Origin of the sequence: Crateriforma conspicua (assembly GCF_007752935.1) — a bacterium.
In the GTDB taxonomy this organism is placed as follows: domain Bacteria; phylum Planctomycetota; class Planctomycetia; order Pirellulales; family Pirellulaceae; genus Crateriforma; species Crateriforma conspicua.
In genome coordinates this window covers 5,679,361-5,698,441 of record NZ_CP036319.1, presented here as the reverse complement: position 1 = coordinate 5,698,441, position 19,081 = coordinate 5,679,361, and the positions used below count along the sequence as shown (strand labels likewise).

Annotated in this window: 11 protein-coding genes; 8 read left to right on the top strand and 3 right to left on the bottom strand. The window is 55.6% G+C overall.

Annotated features, from left to right (window positions below):
• The 5 genes from Mal65_RS20865 to Mal65_RS20845 all read left to right on the top strand — a co-directional run bounded on the left by Mal65_RS20865 (window position 1) and on the right by Mal65_RS20845 (window position 9,567).
• Window positions 1–1,809 (top strand): DmsC/YnfH family molybdoenzyme membrane anchor subunit, encoded by a 1,809-nt coding sequence (locus Mal65_RS20865; RefSeq protein ID WP_145302095.1) that lies wholly within the window; start codon window positions 1–3, stop codon window positions 1,807–1,809.
• A gap of 12 nt (window positions 1,810–1,821) precedes the next feature.
• Window positions 1,822–4,089 carry a molybdopterin oxidoreductase family protein gene (locus Mal65_RS20860; protein WP_196784343.1) on the top strand — a complete coding sequence of 756 codons (2,268 nt, stop codon included), beginning with the start codon at window positions 1,822–1,824 and terminating at the stop codon, window positions 4,087–4,089.
• Window positions 4,090–4,104: 15 nt separating this feature from the next.
• The gene (locus tag Mal65_RS20855) at window positions 4,105–5,916 is read left to right on the top strand and encodes a NirA family protein (RefSeq protein WP_145302093.1); all 1,812 of its coding nucleotides are present in this window, start codon (window positions 4,105–4,107) and stop codon (window positions 5,914–5,916) included.
• Window positions 5,917–5,975: 59 nt separating this feature from the next.
• Window positions 5,976–7,589 (top strand): sulfite reductase subunit alpha, encoded by a 1,614-nt coding sequence (locus Mal65_RS20850; RefSeq protein WP_196784342.1) that lies wholly within the window; start codon window positions 5,976–5,978, stop codon window positions 7,587–7,589.
• Between the two features lie 358 nt (window positions 7,590–7,947).
• Complete coding sequence (locus tag Mal65_RS20845) at window positions 7,948–9,567, top strand: alginate export family protein (protein ID WP_165701431.1); 1,620 nt, start codon at window positions 7,948–7,950, stop codon at window positions 9,565–9,567.
• A 121-nt stretch (window positions 9,568–9,688) separates the two neighbouring features.
• Here the strand turns inward: Mal65_RS20845 and Mal65_RS20840 are convergent, their stop codons facing one another.
• The 3 genes from Mal65_RS20840 to Mal65_RS20830 all read right to left on the bottom strand — a co-directional run bounded on the left by Mal65_RS20840 (window position 9,689) and on the right by Mal65_RS20830 (window position 12,999).
• On the bottom strand, window positions 9,689–10,600 hold the full coding sequence (locus Mal65_RS20840) for a dihydrodipicolinate synthase family protein (RefSeq protein WP_145302087.1): 912 nt from the start codon (window positions 10,598–10,600) through the stop codon (window positions 9,689–9,691).
• The gene (locus Mal65_RS20835; protein WP_145302084.1) at window positions 10,587–12,203 is read right to left on the bottom strand and encodes a sodium:solute symporter family protein; all 1,617 of its coding nucleotides are present in this window, start codon (window positions 12,201–12,203) and stop codon (window positions 10,587–10,589) included. The genes Mal65_RS20840 and Mal65_RS20835 overlap by 14 nt, the downstream gene beginning before the upstream one ends.
• Before the next feature lie 88 nt (window positions 12,204–12,291).
• On the bottom strand, window positions 12,292–12,999 hold the full coding sequence (locus Mal65_RS20830) for a GntR family transcriptional regulator (protein WP_145302081.1): 708 nt from the start codon (window positions 12,997–12,999) through the stop codon (window positions 12,292–12,294).
• 77 nt (window positions 13,000–13,076) lie between these two features.
• Here Mal65_RS20830 and Mal65_RS20825 point away from each other — a divergent pair, with 77 nt between their 5' ends.
• The 3 genes from Mal65_RS20825 (at window position 13,077) to Mal65_RS20815 (ending at window position 19,018) form a co-directional block, all read left to right on the top strand.
• A complete protein-coding gene (locus Mal65_RS20825) occupies window positions 13,077–16,052 on the top strand; it encodes an exo-alpha-sialidase (protein ID WP_145302078.1) in 2,976 nt (991 codons plus the stop codon).
• A 58-nt stretch (window positions 16,053–16,110) separates the two neighbouring features.
• On the top strand, window positions 16,111–17,496 hold the full coding sequence (locus tag Mal65_RS20820) for an arylsulfatase (protein ID WP_145302076.1): 1,386 nt from the start codon (window positions 16,111–16,113) through the stop codon (window positions 17,494–17,496).
• A gap of 142 nt (window positions 17,497–17,638) precedes the next feature.
• Window positions 17,639–19,018 (top strand): sulfatase, encoded by a 1,380-nt coding sequence (locus Mal65_RS20815; RefSeq protein WP_196784341.1) that lies wholly within the window; start codon window positions 17,639–17,641, stop codon window positions 19,016–19,018.
• Window positions 19,019–19,081 lie beyond the last annotated feature (63 nt).

Genomic DNA, 19,081 nt, shown 5'->3' with positions numbered 1-19,081 from the left:
ATGCACGCAACAGACGTCACGAATGAACCGGAAACAGCCAGCGAATCGAATTTCGATTTGGTGGATTTGTTGTTGGAAGAACAACAACAGTTGTCTGCGGTCGAACTGTTTGCACGCCGTCACGAGAGTGGGCAATGCGAGTTGCCCGCAGACCGTGCCCCAGATCAAGCAAAATACTATCGGTCATTGCTACCCGCGTCATCGCCCACGCCTGAGCAGCAGTTCGCTTTCGAGGTGGACTTGGACGCCTGTAGCGGTTGCAAGGCGTGCGTTGTCGCCTGCCACACTTTGAACGGTCTCGAGGAAAATGAGACTTGGCGATCAGTCGGTGGTGTGATCGCTACCGAATCAGCATCGGGTTCCGATTCGGCGACCGAAGGCTTGCCGATTGCCATTGGTGTACGTCACGTCACGACCGCGTGCCATCACTGCGAAGATCCCGGGTGTTTGAACGGGTGTCCTGTCAAAGCCTACGACAAAGACCCCGTGACAGGGATCGTTCGTCACTTGGACGATCAGTGCATTGGTTGCAAGTACTGCACGATGATGTGTCCATACGAAGTTCCCAAGTACAGCAAACGTTTGGGAATCGTTAGAAAATGTGACATGTGTTACAACCGTTTGGCGGTGGGGGAAGCGCCGGCGTGTGTGCAGTCTTGCCCCAACGAAGCGATCAAGATTCGTCTGGTCGACCGCAGCCTTACCGAAGCCGACCGAAAGGTTGCTGGTTCGCGAATGATGGTTGCTGGCGCTCCGTCGTCGTCACTGACCCTTCCCACCACGCGGTATGTCAGTCAAGCGGAATGGAACGGTGCCGCGGCGATGGATTTGGGCATTGATGAAGTGTCCGAAAGCCACTGGCCGCTTGCGGCACTGCTGGTTGCAACACAGATCGGTGTCGGGATGGTTTTTTGGGACCGAGTGGGTGCCCTGATCAGTCTTGTTGCCGGCGATGACATTTCGGGCGGTGCAACGCCAGTTTTGGCCTTGGTCGCCTTGTTGGTCAGTGGAATCGGGTTGAACTTGGCTCCGCTGCATTTGGGGCAACCTCTTCGCGCGTGGAGAGTTTTCCTGGGGTTGCGAACCAGTTGGCTATCACGCGAGGCCGTGGTGTTGGGGAAGTTCGTCGGCGCCCTGGCTTTGGCGTGTCTGTTGCTAGGCTTGCCGTCAATCCAGGCCTGGTTACCTGAGAGTATCAATGAAGCGGTCGGAAACTACATTCCGAGTTGGGCCGGCTCGGTGCTGCTGTGGGCTAGTTTGCCTTTGGGCATTGTTGGGCTGTACTGCAGCGCGATGATTTACATCGCAACGGGCAGGATTTGGTGGCGTTTTGATCGAACGATGGTTCGATTCGCCGGTACCTTTGTCGTCGTAGGATTGATCGGGGCCTTGGCGGTCGCCGCGTTGACGCAGCTTGCCAGAAATGATGCGGGTGTTGAGGCATCATCGGTGGCATTGATGCTGGGCTCGATCGTCGCGTTGGGATTGGTGATCGCAAAATTCGTCTATGAATGGCGGATTCAATTGGGGCCGTCACGAAGCACCGATGATGCGATCGATCTGCGTTCACGACGATTGACGATTCGCTCGCTTTCCCAGTTGCGATTGGCCCGTGTTTTGACATTCAGTCTTTCAGCAGTATCCCTGTTGGTCGCGACGATCGCGATTGCCACGGTTGGTGCACTCACACCACTGGTCGGGCTGTCATTGGGGATCGCTTTTGTTGGGGCGGCAGGTGGCGACATGATTGAAAGATTGCTGTATTTCATGGCCGTCGTCCATGATCGGATGCCTGGAATTCATAGGTAACGGAGCGTTTCGATGAGTCTAGTGCCACCGGAATCCGCTTCGGCGGACCTAACAAAGGGAACGGACGAAGGGTTCCGATTCCAGTTGCCTCAGTTTTTGCAAGCTCGTAGCGGGGCGATGACCCGCGAACTGCTGTTGCAACCGGGAAAGCATGGTCTGGGGATGACACCAGATTCGCTGCTTGCCGACACCACCACCACCGCCACGTGCGGGTACTGTGCGACCGGATGTGGATTGCGATTGCATCTTCGTGACGGGCAGGCTGTTGGCTTGACTCCCGAAACCAACTATCCGGTCAACATGGGGATGGCATGTCCGAAGGGTTGGGAGGCACTGCGCGTATTGGATTCGGAGCATCGGGCCACACATCCACTGGTGCGTGATCCGTCCGGGGAATTGGTGACGACCGATTGGAAAGAAGCACTTCAGAAGTTTTGTGATGGATTTCGGAAGGTTCAGCAGAACCATGGGCCTGAATCCGTCGCGTTTCTATCGACGGGCCAGATCGCTTGCGAAGAAATGGCGTTCTTGGGTGCGTTGGCCAAGTTCGGGATGGGGATGCGACATGGTGACGGGAACACGCGTCAATGCATGGCGACCGCAGTCACCGCGTACAAAGAATCGTTCGGCTTTGATGCGCCACCTTTCACTTATGCGGATTTCGAACAGAGTGATTGCCTGGTATTCGTCGGGGCCAATCCGTGCATCGGTCACCCGATCATGTGGGAACGCGTGCTTCGCAATCCCAATCAGCCTGACATCATCGTGTTGGACCCGCGACGCACCGAAACCGCGAATGCAGCCACGCAGCACCTGCAACTTCGACCCAAATGTGACTTGAAGGTCCTGTATGCGATCACGAATGTTTTGATTGCCGAAGGATTCGTTGATCATGAATTTGTCAACTCGCATACCAGCGGATATGACGATCTGGTGCGTTGTGTTCGGGACTTCTCGGTGGAATCGGTTGCCGAAGAATCGGGGCTGGAAGCCGAACGCATTCGCGAAGCTGCACGGACCATCGGTCGATCCAGCGCGGTGTCGTTGTGGTGGACGATGGGTGTCAACCAAAGTTATGAGGGCGTGCGAACGGCACAGGCCATCATCAACATCGCACTTTTGACTGGAAATATCGGACGACCTGGCACAGGTCCCAACAGCATCACGGGGCAATGCAATGCGATGGGGTCACGGTTGTGGAGTAACACGACAAATTTGTTGGGGCATCGCAAGTTTGAATGCGAACAAGATCGAATGGACGTCGCCGACATCCTTGGGATTGATGTCGGCCGTCTTCCAACGGAAGGAAGCTGGGCCTACGACCGAATCATTGATGGGATTCGAAACGGCGAAATCCGTGGGCTGTGGGTGATTGCGACCAATCCGGCTCACAGTTGGATTCAAAGAAACGAGCTGCGCGAATTGTTGGGGCAGTTGGATTTCTTCGTCGTTCAGGACATGTATCGAAACACTGACACGGTGGCACATGCTGATTTGGTGCTTCCCGCGGCAGGTTGGGGCGAGAAGGATGGGACGTTTATCAACAGCGAACGGCGGTACGGGCGCATCAAGAAGGTGAAGCGAGCGCCGGGGCTGGCGTTGGCGGATTTTCAAATCTTTCGAGCGATTGCCCACGCTTGGGGATGCGGCGACATGTTTCGTGGTTGGACCGATCCCGAAAGCGTCTTTCAGATAATGAAACGACTCAGTGCGGGCCGACCTTGCGATATCACCGGTATCGAAGGGTTTGATCAATTGGATCAATGTGGCGGTATCCAGTGGCCTTGGTCAACCGAGGATTCCCAACGCGGTGCGCCCGACCAAGAGCGGCGACTTTTTGCCGACGGTGCATTTTGTACCGACGACGGTCGTGCAAAACTAATCGTCGACCAGGTTTCGCCAGCGCCCGAGACGCCCTGCGACGACTATCCGTTCTGGTTGTTGACCGGGCGTGGTTCAGTCAGCCAGTGGCATACACAAACCCGCACCGACAAAAGCCCGGTTCTGCGAAAGCTATATCCCAACCAGCCCTACATCGAAATCAACCCGAGCGATGCGGCCCGGTTGATGATCACCAACGGTGGGCTTGTCAGTGTTCGTTCACGACGCGGGGAAGTCACTGTGCGATCCGCCGTGACAACCTCAGTTGCCGCCGGGCAGCTATTCATGCCGATGCACTATGAAGAAGCCAATGTGCTGACGCTTTCGCATTTCGATCCGCATAGTCGTCAGCCTAGCTATAAGGATTGTGCCGTCGATTTGGAACCTTTGAAAGACTAAGACGCGATATCAAACATGAACGGTTTTACGGAAGAACAAAAGCAGTACCTTGCCGGCTTTACGATGGGCAGCGACGTCGCGCGTGCCGTCAACGGTTTGCCTGTGGTATCCGGAAGTGGCGCGACGACTTCGGCAATCCGTATCGGATCTGGCGGAGCGTCAGTTGATGGGCAACCTCTGGTTGCGGGACCCGATCAGTTGGCGTTGGAGGCCCAGGATCGCTTCACCGCTGCGGGGCAGAAGTTAGCAAAAGAAGAGCAGGCGAAGCGGGACAAGAACCCGTTGGATATGTGGGACGAAATCATCGCGCGCAGCGACGCGGGAGAGTTTCCGAAAGGAACTGATGTGTTCCTTCACAAATTCCACGGCATGTTCTACGTGACACCTGCCCAAGATGCCTACATGATGCGTTTGCGAATTCCCGGAGGCATGCTTCGCGGTTGGCAACTGACCGGCCTGGCTGATTTGTCGGACCGATCTGCGGGCGGCTATTTGGACATCACAACTCGCGCGAATCTGCAACTGCGAGAGATCCCTGCTGACCAAGCCCGCAGCGTCTTGTACGGCGTTCGCGAACTGGATTTGGTCAGTCTCGGCAGCGGAGGAGACAACATTCGCAATTGTACGGCCAGTTGTCTTTCGGGAATTGACCCTGACGAATTGGTGGAGACGATTCCTTATGCCCGCCGAATGCACCACTACATTTTGAATCATCGCGAGATGTATGGCCTGCCCCGCAAATTCAACATCGCTTTTGATGGCGGTGGACGCATTGCATCGTTGGACGACACCAACGACATCGGGTTTCGCGCCGTTCGTGTGCCGGAATCCAGCGCGGGGCCCGATCTGACCCCGGGGGTCTATTTTCAATTGACCTTGGGCGGTATCACGGGGCACTGCGATTTTGCACGGGACACCGGGGTCTTGTTGACGGGTGATGAAACCATGGCCGTTGCCGGTGCGATTGTCCGTGTCTTTGTCAAGAACGGTGATCGAACCGACCGCAAGAAGGCACGCTTGAAATACCTATTGGATGACTGGGGGTTTGACAAGTTCTTAGAAGAAGTTGAAGCCGAATGGGGCCAAAAACTTCGGCGTATCAGCGACGACCGCGTCGAGGCGGTGGACCATGAAGATCGCTTCGCGCATGTGGGGGTCCACCCGCAAAGGCAAGTCGGCAAAAGCTATGTCGGCGTCGTCTTTCCCGTGGGACGAATGACCAGTGATCAAGCGAGGGTTCTTGCCCAGTTGGCGGACCGCTACGGGAATGGAGAGATCCGGTTGACGGTTTGGCAAAACCTGATCCTGCCGAACATCGACGACGCCGATCTTCCCGCGGTCTTGCAGCAGATCCGTGATTGTGGATTGGAGTGGCAGGCCAGTTCGGTCCGGGCAGGATTGGTTGCCTGCACTGGGTCGGCGGGTTGCAAGTTTGCAGGTGCTGACACCAAGGCCAATGCAATGGAACTAGCAAAGTTCCTGGAATCGCAATTCGACTTGGATGTTCCGATCAATATCCATTTGACCGGTTGTCATCACAGTTGTGCACAACACTACATCGGTGATGTCGGGTTGATCGCATGCAAAGTTGAGAAAGGCGATGACATGGTCGATGGCTATCACATCGTCATCGGCGGTGGTTGGGGTAGTCGGCAAAAGATCGCAAGGCAAATCTATGAATTCGTCCCCTTTGAGAATGTTCCGGCGGTCGTTGCCGCGGTGATTGCCGCATACATGGAAAAACGAAACGAGGGCGAATCGTTCGATCAATTTGCCGCCCGCCAAACGAATGATGAATTGAAAGGAATGGCCGTGGCCGCGACCTGAATGCGATTGACCAATCGATTTCGAATTCAAATCTTTCTACTCAAGCTTCAATACATACTATGTCCAGCTTTATTCCTGAATCGGCGCCCTTTAACGAAGAACAGCGTGCTTGGTTAAATGGATTCTTCGCGGGACTGACGGGGATTCAGGGGGATGCTGGAGCGACCGGTCAAGCCGTGCTTGCCGGTGTCGACCAAGCCGCAATCACCGCTGCAACTGTGGAGGAACAGGATGATGATTGTCCCTGGCATGATCCTTCGCTCCCGATCGTTGATCGGATGGACATGGCGGCGGATCGCCCGTTGAAGCGAAAGCTGATGGCCGCGATGGCGCAACTGGATTGTGGGTCTTGCGGCTATGTATGTGAATCTTACGCCGAGGCTATTGCATCGGGTGATGAATCGAATTTGTCGCTCTGCAGTCCAGGCGGCAAAGAAACCAAACAAATGATTAAAAGGTTGTTGGCCGATGCACCCGCGGAGGCCAATGGGGCGTCGTCGGGAAATGGCAGTGCGATGTCCAACGGGAACACTGCAGCGAAAAATGGCGATTCCGGGTACAGTCGCAAGAACCCGTTCACCGCGAAATTGCTGGAATCGCGGTGTCTGAATTTGGAAGGTTCCGCCAAGGACACTCGGCATGTCGTTATTGATCTGGTCGGGTCCGGGATGAAGTACAACGTCGGCGACGCGTTGGGGGTCTATCCGACGAATTGCGGTGATTTGGTCGAGCAGATCGTACGGACTTTGGCGGCCGATCCGAATGTTTCGGTGGAATCTCCGCTGGGTGGGATGAAACCCTTTGCACAATCGCTTTGCGAGGATTGTTGCCTGAAAGATCCCAGTGACGAATTGCTGGAGTTGCTAGCCAGTCGCGTTGTCGATGATTCGGTTCGCGATCAACTGAATCAGCTGATCCGTGACGGTGTGCCCGACGGGTTTGATGTTTTGGATGCGTTGGAGATTGCGAAAGACGTGCGTGTTGCTTCCGGTGAGTTCATCGAACGTTTGGAACCGCTGAACCCGCGCCTATATTCCATCGCCAGCAGTATGAAAGCGGTCGGCGACCAAGTGCATTTGACCGTCGGCAAAGTGACTTACGATCGTACCGGTCGCACCCGAAAAGGCGTTGCCAGCACGATGCTTGCCGATCGAGTTCCACAGGGCGATTCCGTACGTGTTTTTGTGCAGCCGAACCATGCCGGATTTACGGTTCCATCGGACCCCGCATGTCCCATGATCATGGTCGGCCCAGGGACCGGAATTGCCCCATTCATCGCGTTCCTGCAGGAGCGTGCCGCCACCAAGGCAACCGGTGAGAATTGGTTGTTCTTCGGTGACCAACACGAGTCAAGCGATTTTCTGTATCGCGAGGATCTCCAACAGTACAAGGACGATGGTGTGCTGACCCGTTTGGACACCGCGTTCAGTCGTGATTCCGAACAGAAATTGTATGTGCAAGACCGAATGGCACAGAATGCGTCGGAATTGTACCAATGGTTGCAGCGCGGGGCTTGTTTTTACATCTGCGGTGACGCATCGCGAATGGCGAAAGACGTCGACCGAACGCTGCGTAAGATCATTGCGGACGAAGGCCAGATGTCGCCCGAAGCTGTGGACAAGTTTGTCGACCAGATGATTGCCGACGGACGATACCACCGCGATGTCTACTAGCGGTAAAGCCCACCCGACAGTGTGTGCTCGGACGTCGCATTGATGTCGATTGGCCTGTCAGACTTTAACGATTGCAGCAGATCTGGAGGGGTTGGGCCATTTCCGGCAGCATGTAATGAATTTTCTTTCCTGTAATTCTAGGTCCGTGGCCTTTCAACCGGTCGATAGATCCATGTGGACACGGAAGGGTTTTGTGCGCCAGGCGGGAAAGATTGGGTGGCTGTCAAACGGCGGTGCCCCGTTCGGTCGTATCGATGCACCGAGGAAGAGGTAGCAATTCCCGCTGTTCCGTGTTTGGAACGACCACTTACCTCTTGCATGAGTGCATGGAGCAATGCATAGATCGAAAATTTCACGGATGCTTTGGGACTCGCGGTGGATCGCCACTCCATTGGCCGCGGTGCTAATGGCCGCCGGTGCCAACGCGAATGACTACTTGGCGTCGGAGGGCGAGCTGCAGTCGGTCACCGTCCAGACGTCGGGCGAAGAAATTGCCGGCGAATCCATCCAGCCGATGGTGGATTTTGAAACGCTGGAGTCTGAGCAGGCGTACAACGCCCAGGTCGGGTTTCACGAATTTGCACCCGCCGCGTCGTGCAACTGCTGTCAGACGACATGTTGCACCAAAGAGAAGAAAGAAGCCGCCACGAAGGCGATGAAATCGGCATTCGCCGGTGTTTTCTATGCCAACAAATTCGACTATTTGAATGATCCCTGCTATGACGGTCCGTCATTTTGCGGTGATTGTCTGAAGGGGATGTCGACGCCGCTGGGGACGTTAAGTTTGGGTGGCGAAACACGCTTTCGCTATCACAACGAGCGGAACCACCGAGGCGTCGGTATCACCGGTCGTGACGACAACTTTTGGTTGTTCCGTCAACGGTTGTACGCGGACTGGAAGCTGAACGACATGGTTCGGTTTTACGCCGAGGGCCTGCATGCGGAATCGATGGGCGAACAATTCAACGCTCGTCCCATCGAAGTCAACAACATGGACTTCTTGAACCTGTTCGTGGATGTCAATCTGCTCAGCGGTGACGCCGGTAAATTGACGGCTCGTTTGGGGCGCCAAGAGCTGTTGTATGGTGCCCAGCGAACGGTATCGCCTTTGGATTGGGCCAACACACGGCGAACGTTCGAAGGTGTTCGTTTGCTGTACCAGAACGATGACACGTCATTGGACGGATTCTGGACGGAGTTTGTGCCTGTCGACCCGCGTGATGGTGATGAAGGGGACAACAACCAGCAGTTTTATGGTGTCTACGGCACCCAGAAGAACACCGCATTGGGGCAGTTGGAAGGTTACTACCTCGGCTACGACAACGACACTGCGAATTTTTCGTTCCACACCATCGGCGGTCGCAGCAGTGGCAGTTCCGATGGCGGAATCCTGTATGACTTCGAAAGTGCGTACCAATTCGGTGAAAACAGCAACGGCTCAGATCACTCCGCCGCTTTCGTCACCGCCGGCTTGGGGCGCAAGGTGAACACGGCGTTATGGAGTCCCACGGTTTGGTTGTATTACGACTACGCCAGTGGTGATGATGATTTTGCCAATGCCGCACCTGGTGACGACGGGTACAACCATCTGTTCCCGTTGGCCCACAAGTACAACGGCTTCATGGATTTGTTCGGGCGTCGAAACTTGCACGACTTGAACGTGTTTTCATTGACGCCGCTGAACGACAAGGTCTCATTGATCCTTTGGTATCACTACTTTGCTTTGGCCGAAGCGACAACGCCGTACAGCGTTGTTATGACGCCTTACAACACAACGTCTCCCGCGGGCGATCGAGAGCTTGGGCATGAAATTGACGTGCTATTCAATATCAACCTGAATCCACGTAACAATATCTTGGTCGGGTACTCGCACTTCTCCGCTGGTGACTACTACGACACGACGATGGGCTTGCCCGCCGGCGTGGCGGACGATGCCGATGCGGACTTCTTCTACGCCCAATTCCAAACCCGCTATTAATCGGCAGTGATGGCTTAAGGCTACGAATCGGGCGACGCCATTGGGTGTAATGCTTGATTGCAAAATCGAAACGCGACGGGTGGAAGTTCACTGGACTTTCGCCCGTCGTTTCTTTTTCGACCTACGTGTGGCGACTGAGTGCGTCTAGATTCGTCAGAATGGTCGACACTTTTTGACGTTCGGTCGGTTTGAAGTGATGGAACGGTTCGGCCATGAAGTCACTGCAGATTTCCAGGATGGACAAGGCGCTCTTGGTTGCCTTGATATGACGCGATGCGTATTTGCCGATTTCGTAGATCTGTTGCAGATCATCAATCGAACATTGCAGACGGACGCATGCGGCTTCATCGCCATCGCGAGCGGCTTGAAATACCTGGGTGAAGATCTGTGGGAAGATGTTTGCACCGCCGTTGACTCCACCGTCGGCTCCCATCTGGACGCCCGGGATCAACAGGTGTTCGGGACCCAGAAAGAATGACCAATCCGGCCGATCATTGCGCAGGGTCAGCAAGTCGGCGAAATAATCCATATCGCCGCTGCTGTCTTTGACGCCGATGATCTGATCGACCTCTGCCAATTTCCGCAGTGTTTCCGTTTCGAACTGAAGCTTTGTCAATGCCGGCATGTTGTATAGCATCAATGGCAATGGAAGCTGTGGCGTCAGTCGACGGATATAGCCCAGCAGTTCTGTTTGTCCAACCGGAAAATAGTAGGGCGTCGTCAGCACAAGTGCGTCGGCACCCGATTCGGCGGCGCTGTTGGCCAGCGAAACGCTTTCGACAAACGCGGTGTCACTGATCCCAACCAAAACCGGCACGCGTCCGTTGACCTGACGACAGACGAGGTCGATCAGTTCACGACGCAGTCGGTAACTAAGGTTCGGGGCTTCGCCCGTGGTTCCAAGTAGAAAGATCCCGCTGACTCCGCCCGCGATCACATGTTCGACCAAGCGATTAAGCCCATCATGGTCCAGAGAGTCGCGATCCAGCAACGGTGTTACCAGGGGTGGGATGATACCCTCAAGCCGCTTCATTTTTGGGTGTGCCTTTGAAGAAGATGCCGACCGCAAAGCCGACAAGAATGATGGTGGTCGTGCCGATCACAGGAATCAAGAATGCATGCAGTCGGTCGTCCGTACCCGCCGCGGATGCCGTTGCGGACAGTTGCGGGATCGAGAGCCAGAGTATCATTGACACTCCGGCGACGACGCCGGCGATCGCCCCAGTGTTTTGGACTCGTCGGCTGATCATGCCGAGCAGAAACAGACCGCACATGCCGCCGCCAAAAATGCCCGACAGTGTCCACCACATGTCCAACGCACTTTGGGTCAGTCTTACGAGTACCAGCGAAAGAAGCGTGCCAAGGATACCCCACAGAATCGTCCCGGCATAAAGGACTCGCATTTGCTGTTGCTCCGATGCTCGGGGCGAAACAAAGCGTCGGTAAAAATCGCTCATGATCAGCGTGGCCGATGAATTCAAGCTGGTCGACACGGTGCTCATCGCGGCCGCAAAGACCGCCGCAATCAACAGTCCTGTCATTCCCGGTGGTAAAGACGTTCCGATGAAGTGCGGAAAAACACGGTCTCCGATGTCGGCAAGCTTCAGGTCGACCGCCGTTTCTGACTGGAAAGCGTCAAATTCGGGTGTTCCCTCGTCCAGGCCTGATTGAAGAGCTTGTTGTCTGGCAACGATATTCTCCACCGCCGCGATGCGATCGGATGCCTGCGGTCGGTCGGCGGCGTAGTAAACGTAAAGGGTGGTCCCGATCAGAAAGAACAGTGCGCTGACCGGAACGTACAACAGTCCGCCAAGCCAAAGACTTTTCTCGGCTTCGCGGTCTGAACTCGATGCGACGTATCGCTGGACATAGCTCTGGTCGATCCCAAAGTTTTGAAGATTGATGACAATTCCATAGATCAGAACCACCCAGAACGTTGGTGTGGTCGTGGACCATCCGAAATCCCCCAACGAAAACTTATCTCGGCTCTTGGCAACTTCGATGACCGCAGGCAATCCGCCAGGGACGTTCGCCAGCATCAGTCCCAAGCAAAGGACTGCACCGGCCATCAAGACAATGGCTTGGATCGCATCGGTCCAAATCACCGCCAGGATCCCGCCGATGAACGCATAGAAGGTCACGCAAATCCCCGTGACGACAAGAACCACTTGTATGTCCCATCCGAATAAAACCTGCATGGGCAAGGCCATCAGGTATAACACCACCGCAATACGTGCAATTTGTGTCAATAAGTAAAAAACGCTGGCATAGACACGCGCCCACACGCCGAAACGAGTTTCCAACGCCGCGTAGGCTGATACTTGCCCCGAGTTTCGGTAGTAAGGAAGGAACCAACGGACGGCGATCCATGTGACCAGCGGGATGGAAAGCGAAAAGACGAACGGGTTCCAATTTTCGGCAAACGATTTTCCCGGAAGTGCCAGGTAACTGATGCTGCTAAGGAACGTCGCGAAGATCGACAATCCACAAACCCAACCCGGCAGCGCATGATTGGCCGCGGTGAAGCCTTCGGTGTTGCGAGTCTTTCGATAAAAGAATGCGCCGATACCCATGGTCGCCACGAAGTACAGGCACAGCACGACCCAGTCGGCGGGATAAAACGATGGGGTGTGCATCGACAGATGGTCTCCTTGCCGGCGGGCGGATGGCGAAAGCGTTTGGGCGGGTGTGGGCGGGTGTGGGCGATGTCGCGCTGAAACTAACCTAGCGACTTGAAGCATCCCACCAGCGATGGTCGTCGTCGGTGATCCCAGCGAGCGAAATTTCAAGGCCATTGCGGATATGCACCGCCATTGCATCGCGGGCCGCGTCGGGTTTCTTGCGTTGCAGTGACGTTAGGATGCGTTTGTGGTCGTCGCAGGTCGCTTGCATCACCCCCGCGTCGTATCCGTGACGGGCCACCGAGAATATTCCCGTCAAAAGGTGTGAATTGCCAACGGTTCGCAGCATCGTGCGATTTCCCGTTGCTTCGATGATCAGCATATGAAACGCCAAGTCAGCTTGTTCAAAACTGCGAACGGTCTTCTTGGGTACGCTTTTCGATGATGATTGACGCGTCCGTTCGGTCAACTGGGTCATGCGATCCAGTTGCTTGCCGATCTGATCAAGTTGCGATTGTTCGATCCGTTCGGCCGCTCGCGCCGTCGCGTAGGGTTCGATCGCTTCACGCAATTCGTAAAGCTCGATCACTTCGTCGCGACTGATTTGTCGAACCACCGCGCCGAGTTGCGGAACCAATTCGACGAATCCTTCGTTGGCCAATTGGCCGATTGCTTCGCGCACTGGCGTTGCACTGATTCCCAGTTTTTTTCCGACCGGTCCGTAGCGGATGCGTGCGCCCGGAAGGAATTCGCCCTGGACCAGGCAGCTTCGAAGATAGTCATAGGCCCGTTGGGCGTTCGTTTCCTGCATCTGCTTGCAGTCTCCATAGAAGTCTATAGACTTAAGGATTGTACGGCCAACTTGACGCCTGTCAAAGGACTCTCAACATGATGACCGCATTTCGGATCGCATTGCTTCTTTCCATGCTTGGTGTTTCCGCCTACGGCCGAGCGATGGCTGCGGAGCCCGATCAGTGGAAGTTGCAGCCGCTGAAGTACAACCATCCTGGGTTGCAAGTGGACTTGGGCGTCGGGCTTTGGGCCTGGCCGCTGCCCATGGATTACGACGACGACGGGGATCTGGACCTGTTGGTTTCGTGTCCTGATAAGCCGTCCAATGGTGTGTATTACTTTGAGAACCCCACACAGGATCCGTCGGTCAAAATGCCGGTTTTCAAAGCCGGGGTTCGGTTGGGGCCGACCAAAACGAACACACAGGTCAGCTACGTCGATGGGCAACCGCGATTGCTGGTGGAAAACAATGAACTGACCGCATTTCGCGACGGTGACTTTTCCACCCAACGCAGCATCTATCCCGACGCGAGTTTTCATGTCGGAAAGACAAGGGCACGGATGTGGCGTTATGTGGATTGGGAAGGCGATGGCGACCAAGATCTGATAGTTGGCATTGGCGACTGGTCCGATTACGTCTGGGATCAAGCTTTTGACGCGCAAGGACGCTGGCAAAACGGGCCGCTTCACGGCTATGTTTATTTGATCGAACGGATCTCCGGCGATGACTACGCACGGCCACGAAAGATCACCGCCGGTGGATCACCGATCGACGTTTTTGGGTGGCCCAGTCCGAACTTTGCTGACTTCGACGGCGACGGCGACCTGGATTTGATTTGTGGCGAATTCCTGGACGGGTTCACCTATTTCGAAAACGTGGGGTCGCGATCGCAGCCATCCTATGCGGTTGGCGTCATGCTGAACGGGGACGACGGACAGCCGCTGGTGATGCATCTGCAGATGATCACGCCCACCGCCATCGACTGGGATCGTGATGGAGACGTGGACCTGATCGTTGGTGATGAAGACGGTCGCGTGGCGTTGGTGGAAAATGTCGCGTCCGGTCAAACAGGCACCCCGGTGTTTCGGCAGCCGGTCTATTTCCAACAAGAAGCGGACACGTTGAAGTTCGGCGCGCTGGCCACGCCCTTTGCGCACGATTGGGATGGGGACGGCGATGAAGACATTTTGTGCGGCAACACGGCGGGCAACATCGCCCTGTTTGAAAACCTGGACGGCAAAGGCCAGCGTTGGTCGGCACCCGAATTGTTGCAGGTCGACGGTAAGGTCTTTCGAATCATGGCGGGGCCCAATGGGTCGATTCAGGGGCCTGCAGAAGCCAAGTGGGGATACACCACGTTGTCGGTCGCAGATTGGAACGGAGACGGCGCTGACGACATTTTGGTTAATTCCATTTGGCCTCGCTTGACGCTGCTGCGCGGCACTAAGAACGGATTGACCGAACAGCCGTTGCCGTTTTGGAATCGGGAACCGCCGCCGCGTTTTTATTGGTGGAATCAACCCGCGGAAAACCAGCAATCCCAGTGGCGGACGACGCCGTTGGCCACGGATTGGGATCAAGACGGTCAGCTGGACTTGGTCATCTTGGACCAGGAAGGTTATCTGACGTGCCAGAGTCGAGCGACCGATCAAACGCGAGTCTTTGTCGACGAAGATGGCAAGCCCGTCCGCATGAATGCGAAATCTGCTGGAGGTAGCGGGCGTATCAAGCTGGCGTTGGTCGATTGGGACGGTGACGGACGACAGGACATCTTGGCCAACAGCGAGAACGCGGTCTGGTGGCGGAACTGTGAAGAACGCGATGGGAAAGCGGTGCTCAAGCGGATCGGCAATCTAGCCAAGCGGAATGTTGCCGGTCATACGTCCAGCCCCGCCGTTTGTGATTTTGACGGCAATGGAAAGCCGGACCTTTTGGTGGGAGCAGAAAACGGCAGGATCTATTTCATCCGTCACGAAGACTGCACCCAGTTTCCTACCGACCAGTTGGTGGCACGAAAACCGAAGCCGGCGGACACGCCGCGGTTCCCCGGTTGGGTCGACGACGAATTCATCTACACCAATGCGCCCTTCCCGCAGTGTCATGCATCGACAATCTGCGAAACGAATCGCGGTTTGGTAGCAGCATGGTTCGGTGGGACTCGTGAAAAGCATCCCGATGTCGGGATCTGGTCCAGCTATCACGATGGGAACCAATGGAAGCGACCGGTCGAGGTGGCCAACGGGATCCAGCACGATGGCCTGCGATATCCCTGTTGGAACCCAGTGCTGTTCCAACCACCCGGTGACGCGCCGCTGATGTTGTTTTTCAAGGTCGGTCCGAACGCACGCGATTGGTGGGGCGAGGTCATGTTCAGCTATGACGGCGGGCGGTCCTTTCGCGATCGTCGTCGCTTGCCGGAAACGATCGACGGTCCGGTGCGTTCCAAGCCGATGCTTTTAGGTGATGGTACCCTGCTCTGCCCGTCTTCCAGCGAACACGATGACGATTGGCGGATGCATTATGAGATTCTGTCGGATCTCAGGCACCCTGAACTGGGAACTTCGTGGCGAAGAATCGAACCGGAGAATCAGCCGTTTCAAGTGATTCAGCCCAGTTTCTTGACGCATTCCGACGGCCGCATCCAGGCTTTGATGCGATCGAAGCATTCGAAGATCTTTCAAGCTGTCACGACGGATTCCGGAAATACCTGGAACGCGATGACGGAATTGGGATTGCCCAATCCCAATTCGGGTATCGAAGCGTTGACGTTGGCCGATGGTCGCCACCTGTTGCTTTACAACCATGCCGGTGGCAATCGCAAGGACGGTTGGGGATCACGACAGACGTTACATCTTGCGATCAGTTCCAATGGCATCGATTGGAACAAGGCCGCGGTGGTCGAACACGTCGATAAAGGTGAGCTGTCATATCCGGCGATGATCCAGTCACGTGACGGCAAAGTCCACGTGACGTACACCTGGATGCGCAAGCGAGTGAAGCACTTGGTCATCGATCCCGATGGTTTGGAAACAGGTGCCGAGCTGGGGTTGGACCCATGGGAAGCGAACTGAATCTTCCGACGCAGGCTTCAATGGTCAATTGGCAAAGACAATCATAAAGGGGGCCCTGATGTGTTGGCGACGAATCGTATGGTTGGTTGTGGCGGCCGTCCCGATCATTCCATTGACCTGTTGTGGGCAGGCGACAGCGGATGCGAAGGCGGGATTCGGATCGCCAGAGCGTCCCAACGTGATTTTGATCTTTGCGGACGATTTTGCGCTGGGGGATTTGGCTTCGAACAACGGTGGTGCCAGTCGGACGCCCAATTTGGATCGGTTGTCGGCCGAAAGTGTCCGGTTCAATAACGCCTACAGCGGATCTTGTGTTTGCGCACCGGCTCGTGCAGCGATGTTGACGGGGCGTTACCCGCATCGCACCGGCGTGGTCACGTTGAACCAAGAAAGTTTCCCCAAGTTGTCTCGATTACGTTTGGATGAAACCACGCTTGCCGATGTGCTTCGCGCGAACGGTTACGCGACCGGGTTGGTCGGCAAGTGGCACTGTGGAATCGAACCGGATTATCATCCAATGAAACGAGGCTTCGATGAATTCGCCGGTTTCATCGGTCCCAACTCCTATTTTGGTTTTCGGTTGGATGTCAACGGAACGGTTTCCCATGGCAACAAAGGGTATTTGACCGAGGAACTGACTGAGCGAGCGATCCGTTTTGTTCAACGACACCATCGCGACCCGTTCTTTTTGCACTTGGCCCACTATGCGCCGCATCGGCCGCTGGAGGCACCGCAGGAATTGATCGACTTCTATGTCGATCAAGGATTGGAGCAGTCAACGGCGACGATTTACGCGATGATCGAGGTGATGGATCAAGGCATCGGCCAATTGCTGGCCGAATTGGATCGTTTGGATCTGTCACGACGAACGTTGGTGATCTTTGCCAGCGACAATGGGCCGGATCCCGTGACGGGAACGCGTTTTAATCTTCAGCATCGCGGCACGAAGTATGAGGTCTATGAAGGTGGAATACGTGTCCCGTTGTTCTTTCGCTGGGCTGGCCAATGGCCGTCGGGCGAGCGAGAGCAGGTGGTGCAGTTCATCGATTTGTTTCCGACCATCCTGGACGTCTGTGGTGTTTCGCATCCGCCGAAGCTTCCGATCGACGGTACCAGTTTGAAGGGTGTTTTATCCGGGGCCTCGGACCCACTTTCACGTCCCTTGTTTTGGCAGTGGAACCGGGCAAACCCCAATTACACGCACAACGCAGCGATGCGAGATGGCAACTGGAAGTTGGTGAAGCCTTTTGTAACCAGGAAATCAAATCCAAAAGATTCTGATTTGAAGCCCGTCTTGTTCGACTTGTCCGCCGAGGAACCGGAACAACGGGACGTGTCGGAACAGCATCCGGAGCGATACGTAAAGATGTTGCGGGAGTTGAACGCGTGGACCCGGGGTGTGGAACGGTCGCGAAAAAGAAAGATGTTTGCCAACGGACAGTGATGTGACACAGCGAGACAAACGAGATTCGGAAATTTCAATTCTCAAGCTTCGATGTCAACGCCGTTCATGCAGTCGGCTTTGCACAATCGCCATCATGCTTGTGTGTGGTATCGGGGTGGAGACCACGCACGCGAGTGACAACGTGCTGCTGATTTTGGCCGACGATTTGGGGTGGGCGGATTTGGGGTGTTACGGCAACCCATGGTTTGAAACGCCTCATTTGGATCGTTTGGCATCCGAGGGCGTTCGTTTCACTCAGGCTTATTCCGCGGCACCGATTTGTTCCGCTTCACGAGCCAGTTTGCTGACGGGAAAATCCACCGCTCGACTGGGGTTCGAATTCGTCACCAAGGACAGGCCCGGATACCAGCCGGTGGTGGCCCCGCTGCGTGCGCCGCCCTTCACCTTGGATCTTCCGCTGAGGGAAGTCACCGTCGCGGAATGCCTTCGCGATGCAGGGTATGAAACCGCGTTTTTCGGTAAGTGGCATTTGAATCGCCACCACGAACGATATTTGGGTTGGAGCCCGACGCATGGTCCCGCGAAGCAAGGGTTCCAGGTCGCCGAGGAGGATTTCGGTTGTCATCCCTATTCCTACTACAGCGACCATGCAAAGCGTGGTTGGGTCGAAATACCCGACGGTGAATTTCCGGTCGATTCAATGACCCGGCGGGCGATCGGTTTTTTGAAGAAGCCGCACGCTGGTCCGTTCTTCTTGATGGTGTCACACTTTTACGTGCACACGCCCGTTCATACTCGGGTGAAGTGGCTTTATGATCGCTGTTTGGCAAAAATCCCAGAAGGTCATCCGCGGCGTGAAGCGTTGGCAAATTACGGGGCCATGGTGACGACCCTTGATCATCATGTGGGTGAATTGTTGGCAGCGTTGGATGCATCCGGGCACGCAGATACCACTCTGGTCGTGTTCACATCGGACAATGGCGGGCATCCTGAGTATGCCGGCAACGCTCCGCTTCGCGGGTCCAAATGGAATTTGTACGAAGGCGGCATTCGGGTGCCTTTTCTAGCTCGGTGGCCTGGGAAAACGCCGCCAGGGGAAACCTCCGCTGCCATGGTGACGGGCACCGATCTGTTTCCGACCTTTGCGGAGGTGGGGAAGGCGTCACTGCCGGGCAATTTGGACGGCCAGTCGGTTGTGCCCGTGTTCTTGAACCCCGAATCATCGCTTCAGCCGATGCCCGTGGTTTGGCACTTTCCGTACTACCATCCGGAGAGACGGTTCGCCAAAACGCCGCGAGCCATCGGGATCGATGATGGGTACACCAGTCAAACGCGTCCTCATTCGGCGATGCGTTCGGGATCATGGAAGCTAATGCACTTTTATGAAGACGGCCGAGACGAACTGTACCATTTGCCCACCGACTTGTCGGAACAGACGGAACGATCACAAAGCGATCCCGCGATGGCGAAGCAGTTTCGTGCTGACCTGGAACATGCGTTGAAGCAGCGCAAGGCTCGCATGCCGATACCGCATCCCGATTGGCAGTCGCCGTCACAGTGATCCGTCAAGCGAATCGCTCAATCGGCTTGGCGGTTTACCAAAGCGCCGGCTGGTGCGATCCGT

Excerpts from the sequence above, each read along its gene's own strand:
- Mal65_RS20820 (WP_145302076.1), top strand. The coding sequence starts at position 16,111 with ATGTGTTGGCGACGAATCGTATGGTTGGTTGTGGCGGCCGTCCCGATC.
- Mal65_RS20830 (WP_145302081.1), bottom strand. The coding sequence starts at position 12,999 with ATGCAGGAAACGAACGCCCAACGGGCCTATGACTATCTTCGAAGCTGC.
- Mal65_RS20845 (WP_165701431.1), top strand. The coding sequence starts at position 7,948 with ATGCTTTGGGACTCGCGGTGGATCGCCACTCCATTGGCCGCGGTGCTA.
- Mal65_RS20840 (WP_145302087.1), bottom strand. The coding sequence starts at position 10,600 with ATGAAGCGGCTTGAGGGTATCATCCCACCCCTGGTAACACCGTTGCTG.
- Mal65_RS20855 (WP_145302093.1), top strand. The coding sequence starts at position 4,105 with ATGAACGGTTTTACGGAAGAACAAAAGCAGTACCTTGCCGGCTTTACG.
- Mal65_RS20865 (WP_145302095.1), top strand. The coding sequence starts at position 1 with ATGCACGCAACAGACGTCACGAATGAACCGGAAACAGCCAGCGAATCG.
- Mal65_RS20825 (WP_145302078.1), top strand. The coding sequence starts at position 13,077 with ATGATGACCGCATTTCGGATCGCATTGCTTCTTTCCATGCTTGGTGTT.
- Mal65_RS20850 (WP_196784342.1), top strand. The coding sequence starts at position 5,976 with ATGTCCAGCTTTATTCCTGAATCGGCGCCCTTTAACGAAGAACAGCGT.
- Mal65_RS20835 (WP_145302084.1), bottom strand. The coding sequence starts at position 12,203 with ATGCACACCCCATCGTTTTATCCCGCCGACTGGGTCGTGCTGTGCCTG.
- Mal65_RS20860 (WP_196784343.1), top strand. The coding sequence starts at position 1,822 with ATGAGTCTAGTGCCACCGGAATCCGCTTCGGCGGACCTAACAAAGGGA.